The following is a 16,498-nucleotide window of genomic DNA, read 5'->3' on the forward strand; positions in this document are numbered from 1 at the left end:
CTCCATTCCATAGTTGACTATTTTCATTAATGTGTTTAAATGATTTTCTCGTAATTGGTTGTGGTAAACTTTTTTGTTTAATTATGTTCAATTATTTCAGAATAAAACATTTTTAGAGCTCCTTTTCCAAACTACTTAGTCCAAAATTAGCAGAAATCAAACATGTCAATTCAATTTTAATTGATAAACCCACCATTTCGAGAACCCTTAAAATAAGATATAACAAAAGCGATTTAGTGTTTGCTAAATCGCTTTGTTTTTGTGCCCATTGGGTGCTAATTTTTGATTTTGCAAATGCTACTAATCATCTAGTTCTTATAATCATCACAATATCTCGTTAGTTACTGTTAATATTTGTCACTTTTCTTTTTTCTTACCCAATGAAATTTTATAATTATCAATGTTTCCTTTAATCTTTAAATTTAGATACTTTATTTTTTTGTTAGGATCTACTTCTAAAATCTCATCTTCTTGCTCCTCATTACTAAGGGTATCCTTCTTATTTCTAAATAATTTTTGCCAGGCAGCTTTTCTTACAGTTTTCCAAGGAATACGTAAATAATAATCGATATTTTGATTATTATCATGCGTACCAGACAATTCCATATGACCCAAAGTAGATTCGATCGTCATAGCGGGAATATTAATCTTTCCTTTCTTTATGTCCAAGCTATTTTGTAAGGTGTCAAATCGAATGTTTTGCAGGTTTTTATCTCCCATATAATCTGAAAGCGCTAGCATTGGATCGTAATTTTTTAATCTTCCATTTAATACTTTTACGTCCATTTCTATAGTAGATTGATCCAGATCTGGAACCATATCCGGGTATACTCTAATCTTACCTTTGATTCTGGAGGTGAGTTTCCCTTGTAAATTTTCTGAAACGAGATGGTCCTGCCCAAAATTTTCGAATTTGAAGAGTAATTTATCCAAATCAACATTATTCATAACCAAATCCGGTTGCATATAGATATGTTTTGGATCACTTCCGTTAAAATATCCGCCTAATCTAATATTTCCTCCTGCAGCATCCATATGTAACGTATCTATATAAATATAATGGTTAGGTGTTGTTCTTAAATCTGCTTTTATATTTTGAAGATCTATTCTATGGTAAATAAAGTGAGCGATATCTACTTTGAATTGCATATCCGTAAATGGTAACTCATATAAATTGAAGGCATCTGCATGTTCTTTTACATCTGCAGTTTTTGATGTAACAACTTCTGTTGGTTTTGGTGGACTTAGATCGAAATTAAAAAGTGCATCAAAGTCGATATAATTTGCTTTTAATTCGAGATAATTATCTCTTTTCTTTATTTGCGGATCTTCTCCCAAGTAATAGTTTAAATCGAAATTAAAATTGGTGGTTCCTATTTCTCCGTGAAAATCTTTTATTACGATGTGCTGGTCCTCAAAATGTATGTTTCCTCTAAAATCATGAAAGCGAAGTGGATGCAATTTCATTTTTGTGTCTAACTTATCTAAAGCCAGATCTATGGAATGTAAAGAAGAATCTTTATAATGCATACTAGAGGCGAAATGTAATGACAAATCATCAAAAGTTTCATGTCGATACTCTTTTGGGACATAATTTTCTCCTTTATATGAAAAGACATCTTCAAGTCTTAATTTATTAGAAGTAAGATTGATATCTAAATCTACATCTCCATTAAGTTGGGGTTGCATCCAGAAAGCATAATCATGTATTAGCCCGTCAAAATGAAAATCGCTATCATCTATATAACCCGTAAAATCTACTATTTCTAAGTCTTTGTCATCTATTAATACATCAGCGTGAAAATCATGAAGTTTATGCGGATAATGCTCCAAGTCTGCATATAAACTATCGATAAAAAATTCACCCTTCGGTAAATACTTAGATTCTGTAAAATCTTTGGCAGAAGCTTTAAAAGAAAGTCCCAGGCTTAGATCTTTTATTTGTTCATCGAAACCGGTTTGGGTAGTGTCCTGTTTTGTAAAACCTGTTAATTGTGCAAGATCTAAGTAATTGGAGGCAATATCTAAATGAGCTTTTACTGGGATGTTAGTGTGATGCACGATTGCCGGTAAATCAGAAAGAAAACCACTTATGGATAGATCTGAATTTCCCATCAATAGTTCAAACTTGTTCAGGGTTGCTTCCTTGCCATTCATTACCAAATGTACATTTAAATTGTGCAAGGGAGCAGGAAGCTCATTAGCAACCAAACTTAAATCTTTTACAATCAGTTCCGTAAAGTATGCTTGATTGAGTTTTTGTAATGCCTTTTCAGGGTTGTCTATATCGATAATATCGTGAAAATTCATTTTGAGCGAAACTTGTCCAGAAGCATCTTGTACTTGCTCTAGGTTTAAAAAAGCTGCTATAAAATCTAGATCAAAATTTGAGTTTATTTTCATATCCACTTCTGGGGATTCAAAATTCTTCACAAAAATAGAACCTTCAAATTCTCCTTTTTCCAAAGATGCAGTCATATCGGTTAGAGAAAATTCCATAGTACTCGCATCTCTATTTTCTCCATTAGTAAAATGACCATTGAATCCCATATTATCTATCTTTTTCCCCCTTTCAGTATTTTCTAAAAAGGCTTTTCCGGCCCCAAAATGGGCATTGATAAATGGTCTGTTCCCTTTGTTAGCTGGTCCTTGGATACTAGCATTAAAATAGATTTTACCAGCATTTTTGTATTTCTCTAATACAGGTATTACATCTACTGGAGCAAAGGCTATAAGCATATCAAAATTGGGCTTTGTTCCTTTTATAGAAAGGTCAAGATCTACATCATTCTTTGTATCTATTGAACCTTCTAACTCAAAATCGCCGTTTTCCATGACAATACGTGAAGGTTTTATGTCGAGAATGCCAGTATATTCATTAAATATCAGGTCTGTATTAACTTCAAAATGTTTTTTATGTATAAAAGTTGTATCTCCATCTTTTATAACATTTAATTCAAAATCCGTATCTATATGCCCGGCGATGATACTATCCTTTAAACTGAAACCGCCTTTCCCTGAGTAGATAAACTTTTCGACATCAGTATTGGTGGCTTCATCTAAGGTATGGACATCCAGATTTTTAAATTTGATTTTTTTTAGATGAATATTGGTAGAGGATGTTTCTGTTTCAGAAGTGCTTGCTAAGGAATTTTGAATATTTGTAGTGTTATTCTCGTGAATAACAATATTAAACACACCTTCTTCCACGATTAAAGACTGAATATCATAATCTCCTTTCATCATATCCCATAGGTTAAAGCCGATGTATATGTCTTTTACATTCATTATGATGGGTGCATTGTCTTCTTTTGTCTCAAAAATTTGCACATCATCAACTTTTATAGAGATGTAGGGAAAGTTGCCAAAAAGGGATAAATCACTTTTACCAACACTAATAAGCCCCTTGTGTTCTTTGTTTAGTTTAGCAATCTCCTCTTTAATAATTTCAGATTGATTGCCCTGAATATATAGCATTACACCTCCTATTAATAAAATTGGAACTAGGATTAGTGCTAATAAAATTCGTTTCCAGAATTTTTTAATCTTCAAAGTAGCTGGCTTTAGGGTTAGAAAACATGTTTGACTTTAAAAATAACGAATTAGTATGATAAAATGTTATTTAACATGCGATTTAGTTTTTGGGTCAATCGCATTTATTGGCTAGATATTTTAAAGTCATTTCTCCTTAAAGCATTGATCTGCTATGTTGATTTGGAAAAATAAATATCTGTGGCTTTAATTTTTAAACTTAATTTATAATCACTGCTGAACCGTTTGTATAATAAACGTAGCTATTTTTCTGTTTTATTTAGTTGTAAACTAGTTATTTGTAAGAGAATTAATTTTGTTAGGCAACCTTGCGGCTATTTTATCTGCGTTGTAATTGCCAGTTGTTTTTCTTTTTTTAAGAAATAACTGTACTACTTTCACCATCTCTACCTGCTTCATAATGTGGTGACAATATTTCTATTCCTGCAGCATTAAATTCATCAAGGATATGAGCGTGTAATTCTGAAATTATTTTGGGTTGCTTTATAACATCACTTACAAAAAAGTTAAGCTCATATACGATATAAAAGTCTTCTAAGCTTTTTTGTAGTATAAAAGGTTGGGGTTTGTTTAATATCCCATCAGTTTTACTTGAGGCATTTACTAGCAATTCATTTACTTTAGAATGTTTAACATCATACCCAATTGAGATTGTTGTATGCAAAATCGTTTTTCCGCTAGAAGAATAATTGGTTGTATTACTTGAAACTATCCCATTATTAGGGATAGTAACTTCTTCATTTTTTATGGTTAGTAATTTTATAGCAAATGGATTTCTAGCTGTAACAACCCCAACAGTATCGTTGATCATTATTTTGTCGCCTACCTTAAAAGGTTTCATGTAAGTAAGAACAATGCCTGCCAAAAAATTAGATATAGATGAACCCCCAGTTATTGAAATTAATATCCCTATTAAAGCAGCTATACCTTTAAACTCGTTAGAGTCTGAACCTGGCAGTAATGGAAAAATAAGAACAATCAAAAAGACATAGAGCAAAAAAATGATGATTTTGGCAGTTGGTTTAGCCCAATCTGCATCAAAACCAGAAATACTTAAACTCTTTTTCTCAATTGCATCGCGTAAGGTTTTTATACTTTTAATAGCAAACCTGAAAATTATAATGTAAACAATTATTGATACAGCAGTTGGAATAAAATTAACTATAGCATTACCAATATTTTGAATAGGAGTGGTCGTATACTCTATAATAGTATTGACTGTATCTTCTGTTCCTGGGAACACATACAGGATTAAAATTAAAGTGACATAAATATCTATTATAATAGTTATAAGGGTAAGTATATCAACTATTTTTTTTAAAATTAGTTTTTTACGATCTGCTTTTATTAGGTTAACTGAATCTATATTTAAATCCTTTAACTGTGAGTGTTTTGAATTATCTATTTTTGTTTTTAGATATTTTGAAAACTTCAATATATAGTAGATTTCAACGACTAATACTAAAATAATAGCAAGACTTATTAAGGCATTTTTAATTAAAATCTGCGTGCTTTCCTTTTGAAAAAACTCTAGCTCCATAATTTTTTGGTAATTGAAATTTGTCTAATTCTTTATCTAATTATATTGTTTTTTTATTGTCTAGAACACTTAATATATGTGTCGTAGCAGAGCAAAATGTTACCCTACTTTTAGGTGCTTGCACGCATTGGTTACTAACTTTTCTTCACTACAAGCATGGTGTCATTCCAGAATGACCAGAACATTCACTTAATCATCTAGTTACTATGGTCATACTAATGTTGTATTATGTTATTTTTCTTTTCAATTTTTCGTAACTGTACTTTCGGCTTTTACGTTTATATGATTTTCCTTTAATCATCCCAAAAACCTTATTTTCTTTAGGGAAGTATTCTAAAGTACTCTCGAAACAACTTGTAATTGCGTAATCATTTTCAGTTTCATTTGGTAGTTTTGTTCCAGTTCTACGAGGTTTATACATTGCAAAAATGTAAATCTTTCCAGTTTTAAATTTGCGAATACTAGCTCTACAATCTGCTCCATCAGTATCAAAAATTTCAATAACTTTTCTTTCTTCCTTACCTCTTAAAACTTCAATGATTTCTACTTTTATAGATTCTCCAGTTCCGTAAAAAGGATCGAACTCATTGTTTAGAGTTTCAGCAAAATATTCATCATAATCAGTAAATCGCTTACCATTTTCAGTGTGATAATTATGCTCGATAATTTTCCCTTTAATAATTAATTCTGAATTATTAGCAATTCGCAAAAAGTTTCCACTCCATTGACAACTACAAGCTATAACTTTTATAGAAGTAAATAACATTATAAATATGACGAATGTTTTTTTCATATTGTAGTATAATGGTTAGTGCAAAATGTGTTTTTTATATCTTGTGGAGAGTAGTATTTTATAGTTCTTCCACAAGTTGAATATTATTTCCGCAGGTGTCGTTAAATACAGCAAATTTTACCGTGCCCATTGTAGACGGTTTTACACTAAATTCTACTCCAAGTTTTGTTAATCGTTCATATTCTTTATCAACATTTTCAACATCAAACTGAGTATAGGGAATTCCGGCCTCCATCAATGCATCCTGAAAAACTTTAGATGGTTCAAAATGGATTGGAGCTGGTTCTAATAATAATTCTGGTCCGTCTTGTGCTTTTTTTGAAACCAAAGTCAGCCATCTGTTTCCTCCTTCTAATGGTGTGTCCTTCTTTTTTAGAAACCCTAGTTTTTCTGTATAAAATTTCAAAGCTTTTTCCTGGTCTTGCACTGGTATGCTAATAAGTGTTACTTTCATTGTTGTACTATTAAGATTAAAGCTCACAAGTTCAGGAAACAAAATTTAAATTGCTTCTCGAAAGTTGCTCTTTTTGAATTGAGTGGGCGTCTTTCCGGTTTTACGCTTGAATAAGGTACTGAATGATCCCAAACTTTCAAATCCAACAGCAGAGCAGGTTTCAGTTACTGTCATTCCATTTTTTAGATGTTCTTTAGATTTCTCAATTCTTTTATCCACCAGGTATTGCCTTGGCGTTAGTCCATAATATTTTTTGAACAAGCGTAACAAATGGTATTTGGAAACAAACTAAATGTGAGACAGGAGATCTAAATTCAAATTGGTATCATAATTATTTTTGATATAGTTTCTGGTTCTAATTACGATATCAATTTGAATCTGGTTTGAATAAACAATACCTCTGATTCGTTTGAGTTCTTTTTCGTAAAACGTTATTTCCTGCATTTTTTTAAATTACTGCCAACGATTAGTATATGTGTCATAGCTATTTATGTTGTTACCTAAATTTGGACACTTCTATTAAGATTTTATGTATTACTCAGCTTTAAAATCACTGTGCCATCATAAATATACAAGAACCAATCGATTAATCCTCTATTTGGTTATGATCACATTTATAGAGTACCTCAATGTTCTTTATTTTTAAAGGTCATTAAATTCCCAATTAATATCAAATTTATTTTTTTTATTGTCGAATCCTGGAGGGATCGGAATTTTGCAGTGTAACATTGGTTCGTTATTCTTTACAGTTTGATAAAAATCATATTCTAGTGATGATTTAAGATAATATTGAATTTCAATTACAGTATTTTCCTTTTCGCTCTTATATATGTACAAATTTATATCATACAGGTTTTCATAGATAGTTTTTAATTCAGTCGATATTTGCTCGAGCGATTTTGTTATTTTTTTTTCGTTTTCTTTTTTTCGCTCTATTCTTTTATCAAACACATTTAACTGATTATTCTTTATTTCAGAAATTAAGTAGTTTGTATTTCCAGAAATTTTATTCCAACAAGAATTTCTCGCCATTTCTAATAGGGAAGAGGTGGCTTCTTTTAAATTCTGTTCGAGATTTTCTTTATTATTTGGCATTTAAGCATCGAATTCTGCGTAATGAATTAATCTATTGCATTTTACTTCTATAGATTCATTTTTCTTTAAGTTACCGATAATTTCTTTTATTAGAAAGGTTTCCAGGAAATAATCAAATCCAGGGCATTTTTTTTCGGTTACTTCAAAAGTCTTCCATTCCAATTCTACTTCGGTTAATTTCAGAATTGTAACATCTGAATTACAAGTAAATTGGCCATCAATTCTTTTTACATAAAGAACAGATTCTTCGTCGACTTTCTCAATATTAGTTATAACTTCTACTAGTTTCATCAATGTTAAGAATAGTTCAGCTATGAGCAGTAGTATCTTGAAGGGAACTATTGCTTATAGATCTTGTTGTAGGTAACTTTTTTTATATTATACTTGAATTCTACTACTTTTAGATTCCACAAAGTTAAAGTTTGTTTTGCCATCATACTATTATTTTCAGACTTGACAATTAATGTGTCTTTAAAAGACCTAATGTATTTAGTCCATAAATTCCCTTTAGAGTCATTTAGTAAAAAATAAAAACCACTATCTCCATTTTTTTCCCCTGATGATTTTAAGATCAATTCTCCGTTTTTACCTACACTAGGACTTAGTATAACAGTGGCGTTTCCGTTTGGTAAAGGAAAAATAGCTTTTATGCATGTTTTTCCTTTTGGAAGTGTACAGGTTTCATAAACACCTGAATAAACCACTTGTTCTGATTTTTTGAATGTTCTAAGCCAAACTGTTCTTTTTAATTCTTTTGTCTTTTTATCAACTAAATTTATTAATTCACTGTTTAAACCATCAGAGTTTTTACTGTTTCCTATTGGTAAATTTAATTGCTCAATTCTATTACTAAACAATATTTTTAATAAACCACCAAATATTTTAAAAAATGGATTCCATTTCACTTTTAAGTCAAGTTCATATTCGCTTGTTTTTTCATAAAAATCAATTACTCTTTTTGATAACGATTCAAGTTCTTGTTGAGATAAGTTTAGTTGGTTTATTGATTGTATTAAACCTTTTTCAGATTCACTTTTATCAATTTCTAAGTCTTCACTTATTGCTAACTGCTCGATGAATTTTTGTCCGATTCCCTTTGTTTTACCAAAAGGGCCTAATAACCATTCATTTTGATCACGAATGATTTTCTTGCCAAATAGAATAACCCATTGTTGAGTTATCCAATCTTGAAAACTCTGTTTTAAAAGTGCTATCCCCATCCTCTAGGTTTTTCCATTTTAAGGTTTGGAATGTAACATTCTTTTTCATTCCAAAATCCAAATTCAGAAAGTGGTTTAAATCTTAATGTTGTGAATTCAAAATGAAAATTCTTTCGTTCCCTCTCTTTCATCGCATTTGAATGTCTTTTTGGTTTAGACATTGCACTATGCCCGTGAACCATGTTGATCATTTCTTTTTCCGTTTTCCAAATCGAAAAGGTAGAAATAGTATTAGGGAATCTAAATGAAGCTAATGATAGTACTGTTCCTAAGTGATCACGAACTAATTTTTCAACGGGTCTTCCCCAGTGTAAAAACCTTGGTACAGCTAAAGGTTTCATTCTTGCAATTGTAACTGCAACAACTGGAGATGATGGACTTTCTAATTCTGCTTTCTGTTTAGGAATTTTGAACCCACTTATTTTTCCCCATTCCCTCATAAAGGCTAACCGAACATGCCAACCATTAGCCAAGATTTTTCCGAATTTTTCTTGTTCTAAGTAATTGTCAAGAGCTTCTTCATTTTCCCATTGTGCAAAAATTGCGACCTGTTTTATGAGAAACCGAGAAGGAGATATAATCGGAGAGCCTAATGTCATGGCCATCATATATTCAGAATGAACTAGGCCTTTAGCTTTTGTATTAATTAAATTTGTGAATAACCCTTTAATTGCCAATGAAAAGGGTATCTTGACAAGATGATAAGAAAATATACTCATATTTAATTTTTGTAGCGTTTTGTACCTCCTTTATTTCTGAATTAGATGTAACGTTTCATATATATTGCAAGAGGTTGCTTTTTATGTTTTCGGTTCAAATTTTTGGAAATTCTCTCCTGTTTGTTTATAAACTCCATCATTGTTTGTTCCAAGCCAAATTGTTCCATTGTTGTCTTGATAAATATAAATCAATAAAACATCTTCTTTTCCATTATTTATTTCAAAATTTGAGAGAGTTTTTCCATTATATTTCCAGACACCACCACTATAAGTTGTCATCCATAAATTGCCCTTTTCATCTGCTATTCCAGAGTTGAAGTAAAGTATTTTGTCTTTTACAATTTCTTGAGGTAAATCCACTGCTTTCAACTTTTCATATCCATTGGGTAGATTTGGGTTAATCTTGTATTTGCTATAAAAGTTACTTAACCAGAAATATCCATCTTTGTCTTGAATCATCGAACGTACTCCTGGTACTCGACCATCTGGAAGTGTTGAAAGTTCCTTTTCATCAAACCATAAAAAAGATTTTCCGTCATATCTAAAAGCGCCAGCTGTCACTGTTCCAAACCAAATATTTCCATCCTTATCTTTATCAACCCCATAAACAGCATATGGACCATTATTACTTTCAAAAGGTACTCCTTCTGTATTGTTACCAAATGCTTTTTTCAAATCTTTTCTTGGTAATTTTAATTCAAAAAGTGAAGTTCCATTATAGCGATATAAATCGTTAGCATTATATCCAAACCATAGATCATTGGGTTCAAGTTTCCATTGGTTATCAGAAGATTTTTTTGCTATTAAAGTTGTGAATTTCGTTCCATTAAATTTGCTAATTCCTAGAGGTGTTTCAATGTAAATATTACCTTTATTATCTTCTTGTATTCCTCGAATTTGATTGCCTACCAATTTGTCGGCTGTTGTGAATTGTTTTAATGTTTTTCCGTCAAAATGGTAAATACCTCTTCCGTTACTTCCAAACCAATAATTTCCTTTTTTATCTTGAAAAACACTCCAAATTTGATTGTCAACTTCTGAAACAGTTTTGCCAATTTCTCCTGTTTTAATTTCAGTTTGTTTGCTTTCCAATTTTGTTTGACCATTACAAGAAAGGAAGATACTTGAAACAAAAACTATAAGGATTTTTTTAACTGTTTCTATGATCATTTCTCTTTTTTTGATTTGTTTTTAAGTTGCTGTTAACGATTGGTATAAGATTAGTTACACGTGTTAGTACTAAACTTCAGAAGTAGGGGAGAACAAGTAATTACTTATAGCCAATGTTAGCATACTTTTTTTCTTTTAATTTAAAGACCAAGTTTATCCATTTTGCCCTTTTCGTATTGACCGTCTTCAGCAGGATATCTCAATAAATGGTCGTGTTTTCCAGATTGTTTTGCCATTGAATAAATTAAACTCTCTCCTGCAAAATTTGATTTTGGAATGCTTTTGAAGATTTCATCTTGAAAAGCATTATCTGCATCAATAATCTCCCAACCTTGCTCTTTGAATTTCTTAATAAGGTCGTCTAAAAATAATGCAGAAGTCAAATTGTGATGAAGCAATAATGTGTGATTAACATGTCTTCCGTTCATCTCATAAGAAAGCTTTTCATAATAATTCGCCCGCTCAAAGATATGTTGTACATAAAAGTCTTTAAACTTATCGATTTCTACGTTTTCAAATCCAACTTCTTTTATTTTTCTGATTAAGCGTTGGTCAATATACCAATCAGAAGCATCTATTGTTACGTAACCGTTCAAGTAATTATGTTTACTAAGAATGTTTCTAATATTATCAACTTTTGCTTGGTTCTGACCTTCCTTTAAGTAAGGAAATCGAAAAAGCTTGGTACGATTACTAAGTTTCGAAATAATCGAGTCCGTTTTAATTAGTTCGTTCTCAAAAACCTGAGAGGTATTTTTTTCGGAGTTGAAATTTGGATGAGAAAAGGAATGATTGGCTATTTTATGTCCATTGTCGTTCCAGCTTTTAAGCAAGAACTGACCTTTTGTATTTGATTTATTCCATCCAGTAATGAAAAATACAGCTTTCAGATTTTCGTTTTCAAGATGTGATAAAATCATTTTGTTCCATTCCTCAAATTGAAAACCCGCTAAGTTAGATGTGTTTCCGTCGTCGAATGTAAAACTTACCAATGGTTTTGATAGCACAACTTTTTGCGGTTTTTCCAGTGCTTTTTCCATTTTTTCAGATGTCGAATTTTTGCATCCGAAAAAGATTGTGAGCAGAAACAAAATTATTAGTTGAATTGACTTCATTTTTTATGTCATAAATGTATTCTAACGGTTTGAATAATCGCCAGTTTTAAAGTTGTTTGTGTTTTGATATAAGCTTTTTGTCACACCAATACCAGGCAACATCTTTTCCTCCAGGTTTATAAGGAGCAAATTTGTCAAATTCCATCCCAACTTTTTCCATCACTTTTATAGATGCTTTATTTTCCTTCATAGCAATTGCTATTATCCGTTTTAATTTGAGTTTATCAAATCCGTATGTCAAAATTGCCTGAGATGCTTCTGTTGCAAAACCCATTCCCCAATATTTTGATGAGAATCTATATCCAAGATCAATTTCATCAAATTCTGGCAGATACGCTAAACCAGCCCAGCCAACAAACTGCTTCTCATTTTTTAGAAAGGTAGCCCATCTTCCGTATCCATATTTCTTATAGTCGTTAATTCTTGTTTGTATTGCCTGTTCTATTACTTCTATAGATTCAACCGGAGGTTCTCCCGTATACTTTTGTACATCAGAATTAGAATGCAACTGAAACATTTCTTCTTTATCATCCAAAGTGATTTCTCTTAACCATAACCTTTCTGTTTCTATCAAAGCTTTCATTTTGTTGTTTGTAATTGTTTGATTATAAGGTTGTAATATTCAAAAAGATATTGTTTTTTCGGATTAACACAGAATCATTTTTTTATTCTAAAAACCAAATAAAAAAATGGAGGACTTTGTAATTAATACAGAAACTTTTCAACTTAGTATTTACTAACTATGTTTTATACACGTGTTGTTGGTATGTTGTTATTAGCTTCTACAGGCACATTCATGGTGCTCGTTGAGATATGCAATTGTTTCTGCGCTAAGTTTTTCTACAATGGGAATATTTATGTCAGCTAGTTTCTTAAAATAAATACAGGCTTTCCCCATTTTAAATTTACCTAAATCTTTCAAAAGGTTATCACTTTTTTCTGTTTTCGAATAGACGTAGAGAGAAAACTGTGCTTTTCGAGGAGAGAAGCCTAATAAAGGAGCATCGCCTTCATGACCACTAGCATATTTATAGTGATAGCTGCCAAAGCCTATAATAGTTGGCCCCCACATTTTAGGTTCAAAACCAGACCATTTCTTCATTAATTTTATTAATTTATAACTATCAGCTTTCTTTTGCTCATTGTCAACATATGAATTAATAAAATCAATTACATCGACTTCAGTTTGCGTTGTTTTGTTCTTTGCCATGTGTCTATTAATTATTATTAGTTTGTTTTATTGAGTGGTAAAAACTTGCCCAATCAGAGTCTTTCAAACTCATTTATAGAACCGAGATATTCTGCACTCTACCAATCAGAATAATCTTCTGTTTTAATCAGCTCGACACCATATAAGCAATCATTTTCTTCTAAATGGAGCTTTAACTCTTCATTAATAATCACTTTGGTTGGGGATTGTTTTAAACGAAAAATCTTTGAATTATTTGTTTTAGATTCATCAATCACCATAGATAAAAAATTAAAACCTATTCCAGAAGACCTATATTCTATTTTACTTTTATTCATATCAATACAATCTAATAAACCAATAATATTTGCAACCCAATATCCTCCTTCGGTTTTATTCGTTTCTTGATCTCTTAATCTTACGGGATAATACATAATATTATTAACTTCAAGCTTTTCTAACCCTTCTTTTAATTCATCTGAATATAAAGTTAATAGGCCATCGATAATATCTCCTCTATAATCACCACTTTCTAGTGTTAAGTCTAAAGTTAAAGGAGCATTTTTATTGCTTGGATCGGCCGTACCTTTACCTTGTGTCCAATCAAGAGAATCAATGTTGTCAGGTACCCCATCAATAGCTGCGCAGCCTTCAATCAGTTTATACTGTTTCATAATATAAAATGCCATATCTCTTTAATTTATTTTGTTATTGACTATTAGCATATCTCATAACATCTCTTGTATGTAGAGTTTGCCTCCCGAAGGATGCATATACCATATACAAATTGTTGTAAGTGGTGTTTTTATTCTGATTTTCCTTCGTTCCAATATTCGTTTTTTGCTTTTTTCTGTCGATAGTATGCAACAAATATTAAAGAAATAGGAAAGAATAAAATTATCAAAATCCATTTAAAAATATTTAATATCATATTTTATTCTTTTCAATTAATTTTATTTAGTATTTCTTTTGGGTTTAAGATTCCGTAATTAGATGCTTTTGTCAAAAAAAATCTTGTATTTATAGTATCATTTAAATTGTAATATGCTTGTCCAATCCAACTAAGTTTGTCGGGTAATTCATAATCGTATTTAATGGATTGCTTTAAAATCTTTTATAGCAAGTTTATAATCTTTTAAATAAACATAGGAAATTCTACCTTCAAATTCAATCTCGTATTTTCGAACATAATAATCTGATTTTGTTTTTATCATTTTCAGTAAATATCCTATTTTAATTATCTAGGATTTAGGAAAAGGCTTTATATAGGATACATTGTTATACATACCTGTAGATTTTAAACTATTAAATCCACCCATAATATATAAATAGAAAAGCAACACTGTCAATAAAACCATGAACAGCAACATTAAACCACAAATCGTTTTTACGAATATGAAAAATAATTGCTAAGAGCATACCGGTTATACCTGCTACGATTTGACCAGTTATACCTTGATATGCGTGTACCCAACCAAAAATAAACCCAAATAATAAAATATTAATTACCAGACTTATTTTGCTTGAACCAAAAAACTTAGTAAACTGTCTCATTAAATATCCCCTAAATACAATTTCTTCGCCGAACGCTGCTGCTGCCCACATAAAAACAAGTAAATTCAATATGCCAGGTAGATTTCCTTTATAGGGTTCGAATACAGAAAAATCTATAGGTTGCCCTGTAATATAAGCAACACTTGGCACCATTATGTAGTAATAAAATAGAAAAAAAGCTGCACCCAATAGAGGTGCTACAACTAAGAGACTTTTTAAGTTTAACCTTTTTCGTTGAAAACCTAATGATTTAAAGAGGTCTTTTTTGTATTCTATTGCACTTGCAATTAATACTATAAATCCGGCTATAATCATTTGAAAATACCCTGATAAGTATAAAAGACATAAGATAATTACAGTAATTATAGGTGTCAAATTTGTTTTTAAAGAAGATTTGTTCATTTTTTTCGTTTTTAAATTTTAAACGAAATAACAACGATCAAGTAAGAAAAACTCCTGAGAAACAGCAACTTTTACTGAATGGTATCAAAAAAGTACCTGAATAATCAACCTTAATTTATAATTTCTTATCAAACCAATCCATAAATGCTTGCCTCTTATATCTACTTATATTTATTTGAGAAGTTTTTTTATCTGAAAAGGTAGATTTGAGTATTACAGATAATTTTCCATTTTCTATGGATTGTACTTGTTCTATAGAACGAGCATGAAGAATTATTTGTCTATTAACTCTAAAAAAACTTTGTTGGCTAATTTTACTTTCAACTTCATTTAAAGTAAAATCTGTAATAATTGTAGTTCCATCAGTTTTTACAATATATACTATTTTGTTTTCACTATGTATAAAGGCAATTTCAGGATACTTAACCAAGGTTATTTTACCACTTTGTTGCACTTTAAGTGTACCTTTTATGGAGATAAGTTTATGAAGTTTATAAATATCTTTTAAAAATAAAAGTGCAACTCCAAGAGTACACATTAGTAGGGAGATTGAAAGTCCCGTTAGTAGATGATAAATACTGTATGATTCAGTTCCATTAATCAAACCATTTAAAACATAATATATAGGGATATATAGTATGGTAATATAACCTAAAGTTGAAAATAGGAAACGTACTAGTATTTGTGTATCAATTTTTTTAGTGAAGTATTTGTTTTTAAAATATTTAAAATTAAAGCTGGCGATAATAAGTACTATACTTCCTACAATAATTGAGGAAACAATAGGAAGCCAAGGAAATTCGTAGGATTTATTTAGCGGAAAATTTTCTGGCTCAGTAAGGTGGTTAATAAAAATAGAAAGTATTACAATTATAAAGCCGTTTCTAACCCAAAAATTTCTTTTCTCTTTTTTCTTTTTAAGAAAGTTAATAATTATGTCCATTAAAAATTTGAATCTGTCTTTTTGGGTTATTTAGTTTATGTATAATGGTTTGTGTATGGTTAGTTGCGTAAAATCAGTTATGATTTTCCGATGTAGCCGAAAGATAGTGAATTGTAGTGAATAACGTGTTAGGAACCCAGCCAGAATGAGCTATACACGTTGTTGTAGCGCGTTATTTTTTGTTTTTATACAGTTCAATTGCTTTTAAGAATTTCATTCCACCAGATTCTGTTTGGTCGTAAATAAAACGATTTAGGTTCAGCTCAGGATGATTCTCCTCAGTCCAGCTTAAAAGTCCATTTTTGTTCTTTTCCCAAGTCACTTCGTCAAAATTCAAATATTCCGTTTCAACAGAAATTATTTTATCGTTTTCAAACCTCAAAATCTCATTTGTTAAAAAAGGTTTTTGCATTAGAAAATGAATCCTTTTATCGGTTTTTGAAACTTTTGCTTTGACAATTCCATTTTCCAATCTCATCTCAATAACTTTATAAGTCGGTTCGAAAACTGAATCCCATTTTAACCATTTCTCCACGTAATCATTTTTGGAATATCTCACTTCATATTCATATTTTGGTATCATGGTCACAAGACTATCGGCTAATAAATCTTTTATTTCAGAACTATTAGATTTGTCAAGAGCTACGAAATATTTTTCAGCAATTTCAAGCTTGTTACTTGTCTTTTCAGATTTTTTACAACTTATAAGTCCGATTAAAAGTGCAAAGGAAATTATTAGAATTCGATTCATT

At 30.6% G+C, this 16,498-nt stretch carries 16 protein-coding genes and 1 pseudogene; all 17 read right to left on the reverse strand.

Annotated features, from left to right (window positions below):
- Positions 1–357 precede the first annotated feature (357 nt).
- The gene (locus U0D62_RS07340) at positions 358–3,552 is read right to left on the reverse strand and encodes an AsmA-like C-terminal region-containing protein (protein ID WP_322195030.1); all 3,195 of its coding nucleotides are present in this window, start codon (positions 3,550–3,552) and stop codon (positions 358–360) included.
- Between the two features lie 355 nt (positions 3,553–3,907).
- Positions 3,908–5,092 (reverse strand): mechanosensitive ion channel family protein, encoded by a 1,185-nt coding sequence (locus tag U0D62_RS07345; RefSeq protein WP_322195031.1) that lies wholly within the window; start codon positions 5,090–5,092, stop codon positions 3,908–3,910.
- A gap of 226 nt (positions 5,093–5,318) precedes the next feature.
- Entirely contained in the window at positions 5,319–5,885 is a 567-nt protein-coding gene (locus U0D62_RS07350; RefSeq protein WP_322195033.1) for a hypothetical protein, read from the reverse strand.
- Between the two features lie 58 nt (positions 5,886–5,943).
- Positions 5,944–6,339, reverse strand: a complete 396-nt coding sequence (locus U0D62_RS07355) for a VOC family protein (RefSeq protein ID WP_322195034.1) — start codon at positions 6,337–6,339, stop codon at positions 5,944–5,946.
- A 45-nt stretch (positions 6,340–6,384) separates the two neighbouring features.
- Positions 6,385–6,612 (reverse strand): annotated as a pseudogene (locus U0D62_RS25525) (helix-turn-helix domain-containing protein); the annotation flags it as partial.
- A 369-nt stretch (positions 6,613–6,981) separates the two neighbouring features.
- Positions 6,982–7,434, reverse strand: a complete 453-nt coding sequence (locus U0D62_RS07360) for a hypothetical protein (protein WP_322195035.1) — start codon at positions 7,432–7,434, stop codon at positions 6,982–6,984.
- Positions 7,435–7,725 (reverse strand): DUF7716 domain-containing protein, encoded by a 291-nt coding sequence (locus U0D62_RS07365; protein WP_322195037.1) that lies wholly within the window; start codon positions 7,723–7,725, stop codon positions 7,435–7,437. It abuts the gene before it with no gap.
- 47 nt (positions 7,726–7,772) lie between these two features.
- A complete protein-coding gene (locus U0D62_RS07370) occupies positions 7,773–8,654 on the reverse strand; it encodes a hypothetical protein (protein ID WP_322195039.1) in 882 nt (293 codons plus the stop codon).
- Positions 8,645–9,373, reverse strand: coding sequence for a hypothetical protein (locus U0D62_RS07375; protein WP_322195041.1), 729 nt, complete (start codon positions 9,371–9,373; stop codon positions 8,645–8,647). The genes U0D62_RS07370 and U0D62_RS07375 overlap by 10 nt, the downstream gene beginning before the upstream one ends.
- A gap of 81 nt (positions 9,374–9,454) precedes the next feature.
- Positions 9,455–10,543, reverse strand: coding sequence for a ligand-binding sensor domain-containing protein (locus tag U0D62_RS07380; RefSeq protein ID WP_322195043.1), 1,089 nt, complete (start codon positions 10,541–10,543; stop codon positions 9,455–9,457).
- Between the two features lie 140 nt (positions 10,544–10,683).
- The gene (locus tag U0D62_RS07385) at positions 10,684–11,583 is read right to left on the reverse strand and encodes a polysaccharide deacetylase family protein (RefSeq protein ID WP_322195045.1); all 900 of its coding nucleotides are present in this window, start codon (positions 11,581–11,583) and stop codon (positions 10,684–10,686) included.
- A 121-nt stretch (positions 11,584–11,704) separates the two neighbouring features.
- A complete protein-coding gene (locus U0D62_RS07390) occupies positions 11,705–12,241 on the reverse strand; it encodes a GNAT family N-acetyltransferase (RefSeq protein ID WP_322195047.1) in 537 nt (178 codons plus the stop codon).
- A 192-nt stretch (positions 12,242–12,433) separates the two neighbouring features.
- The gene (locus U0D62_RS07395) at positions 12,434–12,868 is read right to left on the reverse strand and encodes a DUF1801 domain-containing protein (RefSeq protein WP_322195048.1); all 435 of its coding nucleotides are present in this window, start codon (positions 12,866–12,868) and stop codon (positions 12,434–12,436) included.
- A gap of 98 nt (positions 12,869–12,966) precedes the next feature.
- The gene (locus U0D62_RS07400; RefSeq protein ID WP_322195050.1) at positions 12,967–13,536 is read right to left on the reverse strand and encodes an imm11 family protein; all 570 of its coding nucleotides are present in this window, start codon (positions 13,534–13,536) and stop codon (positions 12,967–12,969) included.
- A 616-nt stretch (positions 13,537–14,152) separates the two neighbouring features.
- Positions 14,153–14,803, reverse strand: a complete 651-nt coding sequence (locus tag U0D62_RS07405; protein ID WP_322195052.1) for a CPBP family intramembrane glutamic endopeptidase — start codon at positions 14,801–14,803, stop codon at positions 14,153–14,155.
- Positions 14,804–14,918: 115 nt separating this feature from the next.
- On the reverse strand, positions 14,919–15,746 hold the full coding sequence (locus tag U0D62_RS07410; RefSeq protein WP_322195054.1) for a LytR/AlgR family response regulator transcription factor: 828 nt from the start codon (positions 15,744–15,746) through the stop codon (positions 14,919–14,921).
- Positions 15,747–15,918: 172 nt separating this feature from the next.
- Positions 15,919–16,497, reverse strand: a complete 579-nt coding sequence (locus tag U0D62_RS07415; protein WP_322195056.1) for a nuclear transport factor 2-like protein — start codon at positions 16,495–16,497, stop codon at positions 15,919–15,921.
- Position 16,498: the final 1 nt, after the last annotated feature.

This window comes from Aquimarina callyspongiae (genome assembly GCF_034322225.1).
Taxonomy (GTDB): domain Bacteria; phylum Bacteroidota; class Bacteroidia; order Flavobacteriales; family Flavobacteriaceae; genus Aquimarina.